General features: G+C 61.6%; 20 protein-coding genes. 12 read left to right on the forward strand and 8 right to left on the reverse strand.

Translation table 11 applies throughout. The features are described from left to right. Positions 1-54: 54 nt before the first annotated feature. A complete protein-coding gene (locus AACW30_RS23810) occupies positions 55-1,071 on the reverse strand; it encodes a DUF4917 family protein (RefSeq protein WP_200623587.1) in 1,017 nt (338 codons plus the stop codon). A gap of 123 nt (positions 1,072-1,194) precedes the next feature. Here AACW30_RS23810 and yiaY point away from each other — a divergent pair, with 123 nt between their 5' ends. From yiaY to AACW30_RS23840, 6 genes are all read left to right on the forward strand, one after another. Then, positions 1,195-2,343 carry an L-threonine dehydrogenase gene (gene yiaY, locus AACW30_RS23815; RefSeq protein ID WP_106577051.1) on the forward strand — a complete coding sequence of 383 codons (1,149 nt, stop codon included), beginning with the start codon at positions 1,195-1,197 and terminating at the stop codon, positions 2,341-2,343. A gap of 92 nt (positions 2,344-2,435) precedes the next feature. Further along, on the forward strand, positions 2,436-3,110 hold the full coding sequence (locus AACW30_RS23820; RefSeq protein WP_200623588.1) for an NAD(P)H-binding protein: 675 nt from the start codon (positions 2,436-2,438) through the stop codon (positions 3,108-3,110). Next, positions 3,110-4,021 carry a LysR family transcriptional regulator gene (locus tag AACW30_RS23825; RefSeq protein WP_119738910.1) on the forward strand — a complete coding sequence of 304 codons (912 nt, stop codon included), beginning with the start codon at positions 3,110-3,112 and terminating at the stop codon, positions 4,019-4,021. The genes AACW30_RS23820 and AACW30_RS23825 overlap by 1 nt, the downstream gene beginning before the upstream one ends. 216 nt (positions 4,022-4,237) lie before the next feature. Next, complete coding sequence (locus tag AACW30_RS23830) at positions 4,238-5,431, forward strand: CaiB/BaiF CoA transferase family protein (RefSeq protein WP_106577048.1); 1,194 nt, start codon at positions 4,238-4,240, stop codon at positions 5,429-5,431. Further along, positions 5,428-6,369, forward strand: coding sequence for a hydroxymethylglutaryl-CoA lyase (locus AACW30_RS23835; RefSeq protein ID WP_200623589.1), 942 nt, complete (start codon positions 5,428-5,430; stop codon positions 6,367-6,369). The genes AACW30_RS23830 and AACW30_RS23835 overlap by 4 nt, the downstream gene beginning before the upstream one ends. 59 nt (positions 6,370-6,428) lie before the next feature. Then, positions 6,429-7,760, forward strand: a complete 1,332-nt coding sequence (locus AACW30_RS23840; RefSeq protein ID WP_200623590.1) for an MFS transporter — start codon at positions 6,429-6,431, stop codon at positions 7,758-7,760. Here AACW30_RS23840 and AACW30_RS23845 read toward each other — a convergent pair whose 3' ends face one another. Beyond that, positions 7,761-8,249, reverse strand: coding sequence for a DMT family transporter (locus AACW30_RS23845; RefSeq protein ID WP_124416669.1), 489 nt, complete (start codon positions 8,247-8,249; stop codon positions 7,761-7,763). 77 nt (positions 8,250-8,326) lie between these two features. Between AACW30_RS23845 and AACW30_RS23850 the strand changes: the two genes are divergently transcribed. The 4 genes from AACW30_RS23850 to AACW30_RS23865 all read left to right on the forward strand — a co-directional run bounded on the left by AACW30_RS23850 (position 8,327) and on the right by AACW30_RS23865 (position 11,012). Continuing rightward, on the forward strand, positions 8,327-9,232 hold the full coding sequence (locus AACW30_RS23850) for a LysR family transcriptional regulator (RefSeq protein ID WP_434223058.1): 906 nt from the start codon (positions 8,327-8,329) through the stop codon (positions 9,230-9,232). Positions 9,233-9,258: 26 nt separating this feature from the next. Next, positions 9,259-9,669: a fosfomycin resistance glutathione transferase gene (gene fos / locus AACW30_RS23855; RefSeq protein ID WP_179678065.1), complete on the forward strand. Its 411-nt coding sequence runs from the start codon at positions 9,259-9,261 to the stop codon at positions 9,667-9,669. Between the two features lie 54 nt (positions 9,670-9,723). Next, the gene (locus AACW30_RS23860) at positions 9,724-10,365 is read left to right on the forward strand and encodes a LysE family translocator (RefSeq protein ID WP_106577042.1); all 642 of its coding nucleotides are present in this window, start codon (positions 9,724-9,726) and stop codon (positions 10,363-10,365) included. Positions 10,366-10,484: 119 nt separating this feature from the next. After that, positions 10,485-11,012 (forward strand): DUF4142 domain-containing protein, encoded by a 528-nt coding sequence (locus AACW30_RS23865; RefSeq protein WP_106577041.1) that lies wholly within the window; start codon positions 10,485-10,487, stop codon positions 11,010-11,012. Between the two features lie 55 nt (positions 11,013-11,067). Here AACW30_RS23865 and AACW30_RS23870 read toward each other — a convergent pair whose 3' ends face one another. The 3 genes from AACW30_RS23870 to AACW30_RS23880 all read right to left on the reverse strand — a co-directional run bounded on the left by AACW30_RS23870 (position 11,068) and on the right by AACW30_RS23880 (position 13,259). After that, positions 11,068-11,493 carry a low affinity iron permease family protein gene (locus tag AACW30_RS23870; protein ID WP_200623592.1) on the reverse strand — a complete coding sequence of 142 codons (426 nt, stop codon included), beginning with the start codon at positions 11,491-11,493 and terminating at the stop codon, positions 11,068-11,070. 114 nt (positions 11,494-11,607) lie between these two features. Then, a complete protein-coding gene (locus AACW30_RS23875; protein WP_169368454.1) occupies positions 11,608-12,108 on the reverse strand; it encodes a methylated-DNA--[protein]-cysteine S-methyltransferase in 501 nt (166 codons plus the stop codon). Positions 12,109-12,365: 257 nt separating this feature from the next. After that, positions 12,366-13,259: a LysR family transcriptional regulator gene (locus AACW30_RS23880; protein ID WP_200623593.1), complete on the reverse strand. Its 894-nt coding sequence runs from the start codon at positions 13,257-13,259 to the stop codon at positions 12,366-12,368. A gap of 95 nt (positions 13,260-13,354) precedes the next feature. Between AACW30_RS23880 and AACW30_RS23885 the strand changes: the two genes are divergently transcribed. Further along, a complete protein-coding gene (locus AACW30_RS23885) occupies positions 13,355-14,518 on the forward strand; it encodes an MFS transporter (RefSeq protein ID WP_200623595.1) in 1,164 nt (387 codons plus the stop codon). Continuing rightward, the gene (locus tag AACW30_RS23890; RefSeq protein ID WP_200623597.1) at positions 14,515-15,708 is read left to right on the forward strand and encodes an MFS transporter; all 1,194 of its coding nucleotides are present in this window, start codon (positions 14,515-14,517) and stop codon (positions 15,706-15,708) included. Before AACW30_RS23885 ends, AACW30_RS23890 begins: the two co-directional genes overlap by 4 nt. 15 nt (positions 15,709-15,723) lie before the next feature. Here AACW30_RS23890 and AACW30_RS23895 read toward each other — a convergent pair whose 3' ends face one another. From AACW30_RS23895 to AACW30_RS23905, 3 genes are all read right to left on the reverse strand, one after another. Continuing rightward, on the reverse strand, positions 15,724-16,029 hold the full coding sequence (locus tag AACW30_RS23895) for a DUF6482 family protein (RefSeq protein WP_200623599.1): 306 nt from the start codon (positions 16,027-16,029) through the stop codon (positions 15,724-15,726). A gap of 24 nt (positions 16,030-16,053) precedes the next feature. Next, positions 16,054-16,578 carry a DUF3833 domain-containing protein gene (locus AACW30_RS23900; RefSeq protein WP_200623600.1) on the reverse strand — a complete coding sequence of 175 codons (525 nt, stop codon included), beginning with the start codon at positions 16,576-16,578 and terminating at the stop codon, positions 16,054-16,056. Between the two features lie 264 nt (positions 16,579-16,842). After that, positions 16,843-17,300: IS3 family transposase (locus AACW30_RS23905; RefSeq protein WP_200623602.1), on the reverse strand; the 458-nt coding region annotated here is incomplete at its 5' end.

Below are 17,300 nucleotides of genomic sequence, written 5' to 3' on the forward strand. Positions count from 1 at the left end.
ATTGTCATTTGTCTCTATGTAACCGATGCACTCAGTCAAAATGTGGGCGGGGGATCAGCGCTCGACCGGCACTGACAATGCCGAATTACCTAGCGGATGCGTGCGCGCTGCAAAAAACTTCAACTCCACACCGCTGCCCTCAAACAGCTCCGAATACCGGCGCTTCTGCTGGCGGATAAACCCGTCGCTGCGCCCCGACACCGAAATCGCCAGGGTCGTGATCCTCGCCTGGCGAAGCGCATCCACCAAGTGCTTATCCTGCGGCCCCAGGTCGTGGCCGAAAATGCACAGCGCGCCCGTATGGGTCAGCAACTGCTCATAACAAAACGACAAGTAGTCCGAACTGCGGATGGTCTTGAGCTTCTCTTCCACCTTGCCTTCGCTGACAAACAGCGGCACGTCGTCCAGGGTCTTGATCGTGTTGTTGATCGCAAAACTGCTGAGCAACGTGCTGTCGGTGGACGGCAATTTGCGCGCCGTACCATCGAGGTTGCGCACCAGGTGCAGGCCGCCGTGCAGGTACAGAATGCGCGTGGCATCGGTGCGGGTGTTGCGCAGGTCGAAGCTTGAGTCGGCGCTGCGAAACAGGTCATCGATGCCTGGCGTGTGCAGGATCGCCCAGTAGTTGAGCAGGTCGTAGTTGGTGGTGAAGACGGTGGCGTAGTTGGCCAGTTCCGCGTTGATCGTCGCCAGCGTGGACGGCTGCACCAGGCGCCACGGAATGTGCACGGCGTGGATGGTATTGATCAGCGCTTCCTTGATCGCGTAGTAGCGATTACGCGGCGCCGCCGAGCTGACCGCCAGCGCCTTGTTGACCCGGCTGGTGGTTTTCAGTGCGCCCAGCGCTTGCTCGAAGCTGCGGGTTTGCAGGGCGTCGAACACACTCAGCTCGGATTGGCTGAGGGGTTTTTCTTCGACGGTGCGGGCGTTTTCAAACAGCGAGTCGTATGCAAAGTCTTCCCAAATCACGCGGCTCGCGCCGTTGCCGATCAGAATCCCACTGAAGTCGACAGCGCTGCGCAGCGCGCTCCAGTCTTCAAGGTGGGCGTCAATATCCTGGAAATCCTTCATTGCGGCGGGTCTACTCGAAATCGGCTGGGTGGTGACTTTATCACGAGCCGGCGTTGATCCTGATCAAGATGCCACGGCCCGCTCAGGTTGATCCTGTAGGCATAACGCCTCTGAGGATTCGCCATGAGCAGCACCTTCTTCATTCCCGCCGTCAACATCATGGGCACCGACTGTCTCGACGAAGCCATGACTGCCATCCGCAATTACGGCTTTCGCAAAGCGCTGATCGTCACCGACGCGGGCCTGGCCAAAGCGGGCGTGGCCAGCATGATCGCCGAGAAGCTGGCGATGCAGGACATCGACTCGGTGATCTACGACGGCGCCAAGCCCAACCCGAATGTGGAAAACGTCGAGAAAGGCCTGGCGCTGTTGCAGCACAGCCACTGCGATTTTGTGGTGTCCCTGGGCGGCGGTTCGCCCCATGACTGCGCCAAGGGCATTGCCTTGTGCGCCACCAATGGCGGGCATATCGGCGACTACGAAGGCGTCGATCAATCCAGCAAGCCGCAACTGCCGCTGGTGGCCATCAACACCACCGCCGGTACTGCCAGTGAGATGACGCGTTTTTGCATCATCACCGACGAAACCCGCCACGTGAAAATGGCCATCGTCGACCGCAACGTGACGCCGCTGCTGTCGGTCAACGACCCGACGCTGATGGTCGGCATGCCCAAGGGCCTGACCGCCGCCACCGGCATGGACGCGTTGACCCACGCCATCGAGGCCTACGTGTCGACCGCCGCCACACCGATCACCGACGCCTGCGCGATCAAGGCAATCGAGCTGATCAGCGCCAACCTGCGCCTGGCGGTACGCGACGGCAGCGACAAGGTCGCGCGGGAAAACATGGCTTACGCGCAATTCCTAGCCGGGATGGCGTTCAACAATGCGTCCCTGGGGTTTGTGCACGCCATGGCCCATCAACTTGGCGGCCTTTACGACCTGCCCCATGGCGTGTGCAACGCGGTGTTGCTGCCCCATGTGCAAAGCTTCAACGCCAGCGTCTGCGCCAAGCGTTTGAGCGACGTGGCGCGCGCCCTGGGCGCCGACATCAAGGGGATCACGCCGGAAGAAGGCGCCCAGGCCGCGATCGCTGCCATCCGTGCGTTGGCCCAGGAGGTTGAGATCCCGGCCGGCTTGCGCGAGCTGGGGGCCAAGCTGCAAGACATTCCGCTGCTGGCCACCAATGCGTTGAAGGACGCCTGTGGGCTGACCAACCCGCGGCGCGCCGATCAGCGCCAGATCGAGGAGATTTTCCGCAGCGCGTTCTAAAGAGGGCGGTCGCACGCGGCAAGCGATAAGCTACAGGCTCAACTGCATTCAACTTGAGCACGAAGCTTGCGGCTTGCCGCTGAGGTCCCCCCATGAGAGTTCTGTTATTCGGCGCCACCGGCATGGTCGGCCAAGGCGTGCTGCGCGAGTGCCTGCTGGCCGCAGATGTGCAGGAAATCGTCGCCGTTGGCCGCACGCCCTTGACCCAGGAACATGGCAAGCTGCATCAGGTGCTGCACAGCGACATGCTGGATTTCCAGCCGCTGGAAAACTTGCTGCAGGGCTTTGATGCGTGTTTCTTCTGCCTCGGCGTTTCGTCGGCGGGCATGAATGAAACCAAGTACACCCACCTCACCTATGACCTGACGTTGGTCGCCGCCAGTACCCTGGCGCGGCTCAATCCGCAGATGACCTTTATCTACGTGTCCGGTGCCGGCACCGACAGCTCCGAAACGGGCAAGTCGATGTGGGCGCGGGTCAAGGGCAAGACCGAAAACGCCTTGCTGCGCTTGCCGTTCAAGGCGGTGTACCTGTTTCGGCCGGGGGTGATCCAGCCGCTGCATGGCGTGCGTTCGAAAACGCCGTTGTACCAATCCTTTTATTCCGTGCTCGGGCCGCTGCTCACGTTTGTGCGCCGGGTCAAGCCCGCCTGGGTAGTGAGCACCGAGACCGTCGGCCAGGCCATGTTGGCGGCCGTGCGCCATGGCGCGCCGCACGCGGTGGTGGAGCAGGGCGAGATCAATCGCCTGGCTGCCGAGCGTCACTGATGTTGCACAAGAGCCTGGTGCGTCGCCTGGATCTGATCACCTTGCAGCTGTTCGTTGCGGTGTTTGAAGAGGGCACATTGACTCGCGCGGCGGCCCGTGAAGCCATAGCGGTATCGGCCGCGAGCAAGCGGCTGATGGAGCTGGAACAGGTGCTGGGCGTCAGCCTGTTTGTGCGCCGGGCCAAGGGCATGGACCTGACGGCGGCGGGCGAAACCCTGTTGCACCATGCGCGGCAGATGCTGTTCAACGTCGAAAAAATGGGCCTGGAACTGGGCGAGCACAGCCATGGCGTGCGCGGTTATGTGCGCATGCTGGCCAATCTGTCGGCGATCATTCAGTTTCTTCCGGAAGACTTGCGGGACTTTTCTGCGCTGCACCCCGAGGTGAAAACCGACCTGGAAGAACGCCCCAGCAATGGCGTGGTACAGGGCGTGCTGGACGGCGTGGCCGACCTTGGGATCTGTTCCAGTGACACTGACACCAAAGGCCTGCCCAGCGTGACCTACCGCCACGACAAACTGGTGGTGCTGATGCCGGCGGCGCATCCGTTGGCTGCACGCGAGACCCTGGCGTTCGCCGAAACACTCGACAGTGATTACGTTGGCCTGCATGCCGCCAGCTCCATCAATATGCGCACCCACGCGGCCGCGCGCGAGGCCGGCAAGATGCTGCGCCTGCGCATCCACGTGCCAGGGTTTGATGCGATGTGCCGGATGGTTCAGGCGAACATGGGCATCGGTATCCTGCCGCAAAAAGCTTACGAGCTGTTCGGCCGCGCGTTGGGATTGCACGCCGTGCCGCTCACGGATGCCTGGTCGGATCGCAGCTTAATTGTGGTGATACGTGATCAAGCACAGCTGTCGCCGGTGAGCCGGTTATTGTTTGACTATCTGCGCACGTCGCTGAAGTAAACCAGCGCCGTGGGCCTCATCGCGGGCAAGCCCGGCTCCCACATGGAAACCCGCTCATCTGTGGGCGCCGGGCTTGCCGCGATAGCGATCTGAATGGCGCCGACAGGGCGTAACCGTTCGCCATCCACGAACGCTGCTTGCCAACTGACGGTTGGATTTCTCCTACGGCTGTCCTCTAGCCTTGGCCACACATTCCAAGAATAAGAGGCACACCCCATGACGGCTCCATTGAGCGGTATCAAGGTGATTGAGATCGGCACCCTGATTGCCGCGCCGTTCGCCGCCCGGCTGATGGCCGAGTTTGGCGCCGAGGTGATCAAGATCGAAGCCCTGGGCCAGGGCGATCCGCTTCGTAAATGGCGAAAGCTGCACGAAGGCACTTCGCTGTGGTGGTACCTGCAATCGCGCAACAAGAAGTCCCTGGCGTTGGACCTCAAGTCAGCGGAAGGCTTGGGTTTGATCAAGCAATTGCTCGGCGACGCCGACGTGCTGATCGAAAACCTGCGCCCCGGCGGCCTGGAAAAACTCGGCCTGGGCTGGGACGTGTTGCACGCCCTCAACCCCAAGCTGACCCTGGTGCGCATCTCCGGCTACGGCCAGACCGGCCCGTATCGCGACCGTCCAGGCTTCGGTGCCATCGGCGAGGCCATGGGCGGCATTCGCTACACCACCGGCAACCCGGATTCGCCACCGGCGCGGGTGGGCGTGAGCCTGGGCGATTCCCTTGCGTCATTGCACGGCGTGATCGGCGCGCTGATGTCGCTGCTGCGGGTCAAGACCGGCCAGGGCGACGGGCAGATTGTCGATGTGTCGCTGGCCGAAAGCGTGTTCAACCTGATGGAAAGTCTGGTGCCTGAATACGACATGCTCGGCCACGTGCGTGAGCGCAGCGGTGGCGCCTTGCCCGGCATCGCGCCGTCCAATACCTACCTGACCGCCGACGGTGCCTATGTGGTGATCGCCGGTAACAGTGACCCGATCTACAAGCGTTTGATGACCACCATCGGCCGGGCCGACCTGGCCGACGCGCCGGAGTTTGCCCACAACGATGGCCGCGCGGCGAAAAGTGGTTTGCTGGATGCGGCGATCACGCACTGGACCAGCAGCCTGCCCATCGACCAAGTGCTTGCTGCCCTGGAAACCGCCGAAGTGCCGGCCGGGCGCATCTACTCGGTGGCTGATATCGTCAGCGACCCGCATTACCAGGCGCGCGACATGCTGCTCAATGCCGAACTGCCTGGCGGCGTGTCGGTGAAAATGCCCGGCATCGTGCCCAAGCTGTCCGAAACCCCCGGCGCGGTGAACTGGCAAGGCCCGAGCCTGGGCCAGCACACCGACGACATCCTCGGCAGCCTCGGCCTGACCGATACCGATATCCAACGCCTGAAAACCTCGGGAGTGGTGCAATGATCACCGATTATTCTGACCCGCTGATCGTGCAGGAAGTGTCCCCGCGCGATGGCCTGCAAATCGAACCGACCTGGGTTGAAACCGCCGACAAGATCGCGTTGATCAACCAGCTGTCGCTGGCCGGGTTTTCGCGAATCGAGGCTGGTTCATTCGTCTCGCCCAAGGCCATTCCGGCATTGCGCGATGGCGAGCAAGTGTTCCAGGGCATCGTGCGCAAACCCGGTGTGATCTATGTGGCGCTGATCCCTAACCTCAAGGGTGCCCAGCGCGCCATCGAGTCCCGCGCCGATGAGTTGAACCTGGTGATGTCCGCCAGCCAGACCCACAACCTGGCGAATATGCGCATGCATTGCGAGGCCTCGTTGGCGGCTTTTAAAGACATCGTCAGCTTTGCCGCCGACTACCCGGTGCGCCTCAACGGCAGCATCGCCACCACCTTCGGCTGCCCGTTCGAAGGCAAGGTGGATGAAGACCGCGTGCTGCATATCGTCGATGCCTATCGCGAGTTGGGCATCCAGGGCATCACCCTGGCCGACACCACCGGCATGGCCAATCCGCGCCAAGTTGCGCGCCTGGTCAAACGTGTATTGCAGTATGTGCCAGCCAGCGATCTGACCCTGCATTTTCACAACACCCGCGGCCTGGGCTTGTGCAATGTGCTGGCGGCTTACGAGGCCGGCGCGCGCCGATTTGATGCGGCCTTGGGCGGCCTTGGCGGCTGCCCGTTCGCGCCGGGGGCGTCGGGCAATATCTGCACCGAAGACCTGGTCAACCTGTGCGACGAGGTCGGGATTCACACCGGTATCGACCTGCCGCACCTGTTGCACATGTCCCGCCAACTGCCGGCGCTGCTTGGCCATGAGCTGCCCGGCCAGGTCGCCAAGGCCGGGCGCAATGGCGACCTGCATCCGCCACCCGATTACATCGCCACCCTGTAACACCGCACCAGACAACAAAAACAATCGGGCGCCGTTGAGCTGCCCGCTGGAGAGAAAGCATGAGCACTAATACGTTAGAGGCCGGCGCGCGCCCGGCCGCTGAGATCGATGCCGAAAAAGCCCTGGTCAGCAAGGTCGCCTGGCGCGTGATGCCGCTGATCATGGTGTGCTACCTGTTCGCGTTTTTTGACCGCATCAACATCAGCTTCGCCAAGTTCCAACTGCAAACCGACCTGAGCCTGAGCGACACCGCTTACGGCCTCGGCGCCGGGCTGTTTGTGGTCGGCTATGTGATTTTCGAAGTGCCGAGCAACATGATGCTGTACAAGGTCGGCGCACGGCGCTGGATCGCGCGGATCATGATGTCCTGGGGCCTGGCCACGGCGGCCATGGTGTTTGTCACCGCCGAATGGCAGTTCTACGGCCTGCGTTTCATCATTGGCGCCATGGAAGCTGGCTTCGCACCGGGCGTGCTGTATTACCTGACGTTGTGGTTTCCACAGCACTTTCGTGGACGCATCACCTCGCTGCTGTTTCTGGCTTCGGCCTTCGCGGGCTTGGTTGGCGCGCCGTTCTCCGGCCTGGTGTTGGAGCATCTCGACGGCGTGCTGCAACTGCGCGGCTGGCACTGGTTGTTTCTGCTTGGCGGCTTGCCCTGCATCGGCCTGGGCTTCCTGGTGCTGACGCTGCTCAAAGACCGTATCGAAGACGCGCAGTGGCTGACGCCAGCGGAAAAGGCCTTGCTGTCCAGCCGAATTGCCCAGCATGAGCCCAACACCCACGGTGGTTCATTGCTGTCGGCGATCCGCATTCCAGGCTTTTTGATGCTCGGTTTTATCTACTTCCTGATCCAGGTCGCGTCCTACGGGCTCAACTTCTGGGCGCCACAATTGATCCGCAGCGCCGGCACCCAGAGCCCGGTGATGATCGGCCTGCTCACCGCGATTCCCTATGTGTGCGGCGCGATCAGCATGGTGGTGATCGGGCGGCTGTCGGACGCCACCGGCGAGCGGCGCAAGTTTGTCGGCGGCCTGGTGGTGTTGGGGGCGATTGGCTTTTTCAGCGCCGGGATTTTTGCCGACCACACCACGTTCCTGATCATCGCCCTGGGCATGCTGGGGGCGGGCATCATCGCCTCGATCCCGACCTTCTGGACCTTGCCGCCCAAACTGCTGGCCGGCGCGGGAGCCGGTGCGGCTGGCGGCATCGCGGTGATCAACACCCTCGGTCAGTTCGGCGGCATTGTCAGCCCGGTGATGGTGGGGCGGATCAAGGACCTCACCGGCAGCACCACCCCGGCGCTGTATGTGATTGGCGTGTGCGCCCTGCTGGCCGCGGCTTTGTTGCTGTGGGGCTTGCCACACAAGCTGCGCACGCTCGACAAGGCCTGATCAGCCTGTCGCTGCCAATGCTCGGGCAGGCGTGCTGCTGAACTGAATCAACACCACGCCGCCAATCAACAACAGCGCCCCCAGCACACGGGGCGTTGTCAGTTGGCGCTCCACCAGGCCGAACAGCCCGAAGTGATCGAGCACCAGTGAGGCGAGAATCTGTCCGGCCATGGCCAAGGCAATGAACCCCGACGCGCCGAGCTTGGGCAACAGCATCAGCGCCAGGGAAATAAAGCACACGCCAAATGCACCCCCGGCCCACATCCACACCGGCGCTTTAGTGATAAAGGCCAGGCTCGGCAGGGGTAGACGCAGCGCCAGAATGACCGGCAGCAGCACGATAATACTCACCAACAATGACGCCAGCGTGGCCCACAACGGGTGACCGAGCCCGCGCCCGAGGTTGGCGTTGATTGCGCTTTGAAACGGCACCACCGCCCCGGCGATCACCGCCAGCGCCAGCAAACCCAGCCAATGCAACGTCGTCATTTCGAATCTCCCAGAGGTTTTGCTGGACTCTAGGCTATTCGTCGCGCAAATTTAAATTCCAAATTCTTATGCTGGGCATGCAGCCGATGAATGATCTGCGTCGCGTCGACCTCAACCTGCTGGTGATCCTGGAGGCCTTGCTCAGTGAGCAACACGTCACCCGCGCCGCCGAGCGTTTGCACCTGAGCCAGCCGGCAGTCAGCCACGCTCTGGCGCGTTTACGGGATCTGCTGGGTGATCCCTTGCTGGTGCGCCAGGGCGGAACATTGGTGCCGACCGCGCGAGCCCTGGAGTTGGCGACACCTTTGGCTGAAGCCCTGGCCCAGGTGCAAGCACTGCTGGCACCGAACCGGTTTGACCCGGCGTCGGCCAAGCGCAGGTTTCGCCTGGCGATGTCGGACTACAGCGCGGCGATTTTCCTGCCGGAGCTGGTCCGCGTTCTGCGCCGTGAAGCCCCTGGCATCGACCTGCAAATCGTCCAGGCCAGCCGTGAAGGCATGGTAGACGCCGTGCTCAACGGCGACATCGACCTGGCCGCCGGGGTATTCCCCGATATGCCCGCCGAACTGCGCACCACGCCTTTGTTTGAGGAGCATTACACCTGCCTGGTCGACCGCAACAGCCTGCCGCCCAGTGGCGTGCTTGACCTGCCCACCTATTTGTCGCGCCCGCACGTGCTGTTGGAAATGCGCGGCAGCGGCACCCCGGAAATCGAGCGGGCGTTAACGGCGATTCGTGAACGGCGCCATGTGGCAATCAGCCTGCCGCATTGGGGCGTGGCGCCGCAGCTGATTCAGGGCACCGACCTGATTCTGACGGTGTCATCCAGGGGCTTGCTCAACATCGATCAACAGCATCTGCTGGCCGTGCCGCCACCGTTTCATATTCCCTCGTTCGCCGTCGAACTGGCGTGGCATGCACGGCGGGGCGGCGATTCGGGGTTGCAGTGGCTGATTGGGCAGGTGCAAGGTGTGCTGTCCTAAGGCTATCGATCACAGGAAAAAAACTCATGCTCTCAGGCTTGAACCACCTGACCCTTGCCGTTACCGACTTGAACCGCAGCGTCAGCTTCTACCATGAGCTGCTGCAGCTTAAGCTCGACGCCACCTGGGACCAGGGCGCCTACCTCTCATTGCCCGGTTTGTGGCTGTGCCTGTCGCTCGATCCTTCGCGTTCAACCACACCTGCGGTGGATTACACCCATTACGCGTTCACCGCCGCCGCCGATGCGTTCGCCGCGCTGGTGGCGCGCTTGCGAGACGCCAAGGTGCAGGAGTGGCGCGACAACCGCAGCGAAGGTGCCTCGTTCTACTTTCTCGACCCGGATGGGCACAAGCTCGAGGCGCATGTCGGCGACCTGGCTTCGCGCCTTCAGGCCTGCCGCGCCAAGCCTTATGCAGGCATGCAGTTTTACCCGTAGCGCCAGAACGTGCAGAATCGCTGCACCTTTCAATCGCCTGTCAGAGTCGCGTCCATGACCCCCTCCTTGCTGCTCGCCGTTCTTGCTTCGGGTTTTATCTATGGGATCACGCCTGGGCCGGGCGTCCTGGCGGTATTTGGGATCGGCGCTTCTCGTGGCCGTCGCGCCGGGGCGGGTTTTCTGTGCGGGCACTTGCTGGGTGATGTGGTGTGGTGCAGTACGGCGCTGGTCGCCATTGTGGGCGCGCGGGAAGTGGGCAGCAGCGCCTTTGATGTGCTGGGCGTGCTCAGCGGTGTGTACTTGTTCTGGCTTGGCTGGCGGGCGATTCGCACCCAGCGCCGCAGCAGCGATGCACCTCAGGGCGCGGCGCGCCATCCGTTCTGGCACGGCATCCTGTTCGGCTTGACCAACCCCAAGGCCTACCCGGTGGCGGTTGCAACCTTTACCGCGCTGCTGTCCAGCCGTGCCGAGTTGCTGACATGGGCAATGCTGCCGTCGTTGATCTTGTTGAGTTTCATCGGCGGCCTGCTGGCTTACGCGATTCTGATCGGCGTGGTGGGCGCCCAGCGCGTGCGCACGGTGTACCAGCGGCATGAAATCCTCATCACCCGGCTGTGCGGCGTGATGTTTATCGGCTTCGCCATTAACGCCCTGGCGCACGCGTTGCCGGGCCTGTTCGGCAGCAAACCGGCTTGAGGCGACAACGACCGTTCGTCGCACTGGCGAGTTTTTTCTAAACCTTTGCCCCCCTGAAAATTCGAATTCAGGGCGGGGCGTATTTCCCCGCACCTATTTTTGCCCTGGAGGAACCCATCATGAGCCGCATGGCTATCCGGTTACGCACCGCCAGTTTCGCGATGCTGCTGGGCCTCGGCGCCAGCAATGCTTTCGCCCAGTCGCCTGCTGAATTCATCGAGCAGGCTTCGGCCAAAGGGATGGCCGATATCGAAACCAGTCGCATGGCCCACGCCAGGACGTCGTCCCAGGAAATCAAGGACTACACCATCGAGGTCATCAACGAACGCACCCTGGCCAACCAGCATTTGGCGGCCATCGCCAAGAAGCTCGACTTGCCCGTGGCCCCGCGCGAGAAGATCGTCGACAAGGCCGAAACCCTGATGCCTGAACTCAAGGATGGCGACTCCTTTGACGCCGCCTACACCGCGCAGCAGGTCAAGGAAAACGAAGACGCCATCGCCCTGTTCAAGAAAGAAGGCGCGGCGTCGGATGTGCCAGAGATAAAAGCACTGGTGGACGAGACGCTGCCCAAGCTTGAAGAGCGTCTGCAAAAAGCCCGTGCCCTGGCCTCGACGTACGGTAAAGGTCATCAAGGCGACGGTTGATTGCGTCACTTGAAACGAGAAACGGCGGTTGGATGATTTCCAACCGCCGTTTTTTTTAGGTTTGATTCAGATCGGTTTTGTTGGGGTGTGCATCGTCGACCCTTTCACCACAACTGGTGCTCAAGCTGACCGTGCCGGTGTCGCCGATGCTGCGGTATTGCTTGCGCAGTTGTTCCAGTTCTTTGCGGTCCAGGCCATCCAGGCTCAACACGGCGTTCTGGGCATCTTTGGAGACGCGCAGCAGTTCGTCGATCTTGATATGCAGGATGTCGTTGTCGCGGTTTTGTGTGTTCTGGATCAGGAAGACCATCAGGAAGGTGATGATGGTGGTCGAGGTGTTGATGATCAACTGCCAGGTGTCGTTGTAGTGGAAATAGGGTCCGCTCAGGCTCCACAGGAATATCAACGCGACGGCCGCATAGAACGTCCGGGCGCTGCCTGCCCAGCGGGACAAGGATTGAGAGACTGCGGAGAATTTCATGACCGTTTTTCCTTAATGGGTGGGTGATGAAATTATGGACCGCAGCGGTTCTTTGAAATTTCTTTTTACAAAAGCGTCGGTGAGCAAAGTTGTACGTTTTTGTCGCGGTTCGCCTCAGAAGCCCAGTTCTGCCTGGCCTGCACCCTCCAGCGCGAGCAAATAGTGTTTGGCGCCAAGCCCTCCGGCGAACCCGGTCAGCCCACCCGAGGCGCCTATGACCCGATGGCAGGGCGCAACGATCGAGATGGGGTTACGCCCGTTGGCGGCACCCACCGCGCGCACGGCCTTGGGGTTGCCAATTTGCTCGGCGATCTGGCTGTAGCTGCGGGTTTCGCCGAACGGGATGGTCAGCAGCGCCCGCCAGACCTGTTGTTGAAAAGGCGTGCCGTTGAAGTCCAGTTCCAGCTCGAACTGGCTGCGTGCGCCGGCGAAATACTCGCGTAGCTGGCGCGCGGTTTCCAACAGCACCGGGCTGTCGTTGGCCTCGCGCAACTCGCCCAGCCGTACGCGGTTGGCGCGTTCCTGTTCCCACAGGATCGCGGTGAGCTTGCCGTCGCGGGCCACCAGGGTGAGCTGGCCGACGGGGGAGGGCATGAGCGTGTATTCGTACGGCATGAGCGGGCTCCTCGAAGGACGGGTGTTAAAAGCCAGGACGCTACTGTAATGCCATCTGCCTGTCAGGAAACCGCGTTTCTTGCGATCAAATTCCTCAAGGGGCTCGCCGTTCCAGTAGCGCCCGTCGGGGCAATGGAAATACCCGTTACCGAGCGACAAACCCGCCGGCTCACGACGGCCGATGAGCGGGTTTCGGTCGGTGTTGAATGAGCGCCCTGGTGGGGTATTGGAAAGAGGTTTGCGGTTTTTTAAAAGCATTACCGGCTGTGTAACACCTGCGCAAGGATGGCGAGAAATGCATCAGCCAATACATTTTTCCTTTGCGCGGGCGTCAACACCAACAATTGCGCGCACGCATCCGCCTCCACCAGCGGCCGATACGTCACACCCTTGTTCATCAGGCTTTGGGTACAGGCGGGCACCAACGCCACGCCTTGTGCGGCGGCCACCAAGGCAATGATCGAGGTGATCTGCCGCCCGGTTGGCCCCGCGCGCAAAGGCTGGGCGTGGCGGCGGTAAAGGTGCTCGATGGATTGGTTCAGACCCGACCCGTAGTCGGCCGGGAACAGAATCAGCGGATACGCACTGAGTTGCGCCAAGCTGACCTGCGCCAGCTTGGCCAGCGGACTGTCGCTGGACACTGCGGCCACCAGCCGCTCTTCGCCCAACGACAACGCGTGAACGTCTGCTGTGTGCGGCGAAAGCCGACTCAATCCGATATCCAGCCGGCCGTCTGCCACCTGCGCGCCGAGGCTGCCAGAGGCGCACTCCACCAGGGTCAACTGCACATCGGGCAAGCGCTGGGCGAAGGCCTGGATCGCTTGGCTGAACAGGTCCGACAAAGCGATCGAGCTGACATACCCGAGTGCCAATTGGCCTGCGGTGCCCGCTGCCAGTTTGCCGGCGATGACCTGTGCCAATTCAACCTGCTCCAACACGCCTCGCGCGTAGGGCAAGAACGAACGCCCCTGGGCGGTGAGAGACACCGTGCGGCTGGTGCGATCAAACAGCTTGAACCCCAGCTCTGTCTCCAGCGCTGAAATCTGCCGAGTCAGCGGCGGTTGGGCCAAGTGCAGGCGCAGTGCCGCGCGGCCGAAGTGCAATTCTTCGGCGACCGTCAGAAAGTAACGCAGCTTGCGTAGGTCGAGCATCCTGATCCTTGGGTATTGATCGGTTCGAAATCGGTATTGGTTTAAGACCCGACGGCCATTCTATAAAGGCGTTACAAAATAAAACGAGAGGTTTCATGAAACCGCGCCTGCATTGTGCCCGTCTAGCCCTGTTCCTGTGTGGCTGCGCTGCGTTTCTCAACCTTTACGCCACCCAGAGCATCCTCGCGACCTTTGCCGCACAGTTTCATATCAGCGCCAAGGAAGCGGGCTGGAGCATCACGGTCACCACCCTGGCGGTGGCAATCACCGCGCCCTTTGTCAGCCGGCTGACCGGGCGCTTCGAACAGCGCACGGTCATCGCCGTGGCCGCGCTGCTGCTGGCCGCCCCTGCGCTGATGACCGCCTATGCCGGCAGTTTTGCCGAAGTGCTGGTGTGGCGGTTTGTGCAGGGCATGGTGATCCCGGTGGTGTTTGCCACCAGCGTGGCTTACATCGGCGACCGTTGGCGTGGCGCGACGGTGACCGAGGTCACCAGCCTGTACGTGGCGGGCACGGTACTGGGCGGGTTCGCCGGGCGTTTCGTCACCGGTGTGATGACGCAATACGTCGGCTGGCGCGAAGCGTTCGAACTGCTGGCGGTGTTGAGCTTGATGGTCGGTGGGTTTATTCAGTTCCTGTTGCCCGCCAATCGACAGCGCGGCGAACGGCCTGGAGCGGTTGCTTCAGGTGTTTTTCGCCGACCTTTGCTGGCGGCGTACGGCGTAGGTTTTTGCGTGTTGTTCTCCCAGGTTGCGGCATTTACTTACGCAGGTTTGCACCTTGGCCTGCCACCGTTCAACTTGGGGCCTGCGGCGCTGGGCACGCTTTACATGGTGTTTCTGCTGGCGTTGATCGTGATTCCCATCGCCGGGCGCCTCAGCAAAGCCAGGCCTCACGCCGAACTGCTGGCGGTCGCCGCCGCGCTCGGTGTCGGTGGTTCGGCGCTGACCCTGGCGCCGTCGCTGTGGTGCATTGTGGTGGGCCTGGCGCTCAGTTCCACCGGCGTGTTCCTGGCCCAGGCCGCCGCCAATGCGTTCATCAGTGCCACCGCCGGTGAGAGCAAGTCTGGCGCCGTGGGGGTTTACCTGACGTGCTATTACCTGGGCGGCAGTTGCGGTGCCATCGTCCCGGCATTGATCTGGGAACGCTGGGGCTGGGCCGGCTGTGTGGCGCTGATTATCGGTTTTCAACTGCTGACGCTGCTGATCGCCCTGACGGGCTGGAAGCCACTCAAACCTGAGCGGGTGCCGACACCATGAATGACACTGTTGCCGTGCCTGTTCGCGAAACCTCCAGCCGGCGCCGCGCGCTGATCGCCGGTTGCAGCGCTCACGCCGTACACGATGGCCTCACGGACGTTATCTACGTGTTGCTGCCGATCTGGCAGGCGCAGTTCGCCTTGTCCTACGCCCAGATCGGCCTGTTGCGTGGCGCCTATTCCGGAATGATGGCCGTGTTCCAACTGATGGCCAGCCGCGCCGCCCGACGCTGGGGCCGTTTACCGTTGCTGGTGGGTGGCACTGCGCTTGCGGGTGTCGCTTACTTATTGGTGGGGCAAGCCACCGGGCTGAGCCTGTTGCTGTTGGCGTTGCTGCTGGGCGGTTTGGGGGCCAGCACCCAACACCCATTGGCCTCCTCGATGATCACCGACGCTTATGAGGACGGTGGTGGCGTCAAGCAGGCGCTGTCCCAGTACAACTTCAGCGGCGATATCGGCAAAACCCTGATTCCTGGGGTGGTGGGCCTGCTGCTGACCGTCGTCAGCTGGCGCGCCAGCGCCACACTGCTGGGGCTGCTCGGTCTGGCGGCAGCGGGGATGCTGTGGTGGCTGGTGCCGGCTGAAGTTCGCGAGTCCGGTGCGATAAGAAAAGCCCGACCACCGAGTGGCACGGGCTCGGTGGCAGGCCTGCGTGCGCTGATCCTCACCGGTACGCTCGACAGCGCCGTGCGCATGGGCTTTCTCACGTTCCTGCCGTTTCTGCTGCAAGCCAAAGGCGCAGGCACGGCGGGCATTGGGCTGGCGCTGACGATGCTGTTCATTGGCGGTGCGTTTGGCAAATTGCTTTGCGGCTACCTGGGGGCTCGCATTGGCATGATGAAAACCGTCTGGTTGACCGAAACCAGCACCGCGCTGTTGATCGTCACGGCCGTGTACCTGCCGCTGAGTGGCTTGATGGTGATGTTGCCGCTGCTGGGTTTGGCGCTGAATGGCACGTCTTCTGTGCTCTACGGCGCCGTCCCGGACCTGGCGAGCGCAGGCAGGCGCGAACAGGCTTTTGCGGTGTTCTACACCGGCACCATTGGCGGCGGAGCGCTGGCGCCGGTGGTGTTCGGCGGGGTCGGCGATGCGCTCGGTGTGCCGGTGGCGGTGATGGTACTGGCGGGGATTTTGCTGTTGACCTTGCCGTTGGCGTGGGTGGTACAGCGAGGAATGCGCGATGGGGTTTAACCGCACATTCCCTGGTTAAAGGGGCGAGGCCAGCGTAAACGGTATGCGCAATGCGCCGATCGGCCCTTCGCGCACACCGCACATTTCATCGTGCACGCTGTGCTGCACCAGCACACACGGGAACGGCGGAACCCGCTGCAACAGGTCGCGCAAGTGCGTGGTCGAGCCGATGCGCATGGGCTTGGCGTCATCGTCCACCAGCGTCATTTCGACATGATCCAACCTGACCCGCGCGATGTAGAAGCCACCCTCCAGCGACAGCAGCTCCAACTCCCGTATCTCGCCTTTCTCGGCCAATTCAGTGAGCATTTTCAGGTTCATGGTTCACCCTCACGGTGGGTTGTTTCATTGGCGACGAAAGAACAGCGTGACCTGGCCCCATTCGACGCCGAACTTGGTCATGCTGGAGCGGTTGATCAGCGTGTCCTCGTCCATCAAGTACATCCAGTCATCAAAACTCACCTCGTGGACCGAGCCGTCCACCGGCAGGTTGAGTCGGTAGCGCCAACGCAGTGCATTGCCCGCAACTTCGCCGATCGCTTCGCCGACCACGTCACCCGCCCGACCGCGCCAGCGTCCCGGACCATCCGGGGTCAGCGTCCAGACGCGCTGCTGACGCGTGCCATCGCTGTACAGAAAGCGCTCGTCGAGAATCAGGGCATTGCCCTCGCGGCGGCTGGCGATATCGACCTCAAAGCGCTTGGCTACTTCGCCCGAACGCTTCTGGAAAATCCCCCAAGCCTTGACGGGCTTGCTGAAGAAACGCTCCAGGTCCAATTGCGGTTTCTGGTCGGCGTAGTGGGCGACCTCGACGTTGCCGCAACTGCTCAAACTCAACGCCAGCAACAATGAAATCAGTAGACGTGTCATTGCCGGGCTCCGTGATCATGCGCGGCGAAGCGCCAACGCTTGGTATTTATACTTGTACAAAAATATTGATTTGTACAGGTTTGCGCGCGGCAAGTGACGAATGTACAAATTGCGCCCATAAAAAAACCGGTCACAGGGACCGGTTTTTTTGGCATCTGCGTCGTAACCGACGTAGGCGCGAAATGTGAGTGGAGCGGGTAGAGGGAATCGAACCATTAATGGACACAGAGGCACGAATGTTGTGTAGTGAATCGCCCGGATTCTCTAGACACCTTGCAAGCTCATTGCGTAACGCTTTTCAAACTCTACCGGTGACAGCTGATTGTTGAAACCATGGCGGCGTTTTACGTTGTAGAACATCTCGATGTAATCAAACACATCACTCCGAGCATCTTCCCGCGTGGTGTAGATTTTTCGCTTGATCCGTTCCCGTTTCAGAAGCTGGAAAAAACTCTCGGCCACGGCGTTGTCATGACAGTTGCCTCGGCGACTCATGCTGGCAACCAAATTGTTTGCCTTCAAAAAGCTGCGCCAATCGGAGCTGCTGTACTGGCTGCCTTGGTCGGAATGAACCATCACCTCTTGCTTCGGTTTACGCCTCCAAACCGCCATCAACAACGCATCAATAGCCAAATCACTGGTCATCTGCGACTTCATTGACCAGCCAACGACCTGCCGAGAAAACAGATCCAGTACCACCGCCAAATACAACCAGCCTTCAT

Source organism: Pseudomonas sp. MF6747 (assembly GCF_963890955.1).
GTDB lineage: Bacteria > Pseudomonadota > Gammaproteobacteria > Pseudomonadales > Pseudomonadaceae > Aquipseudomonas.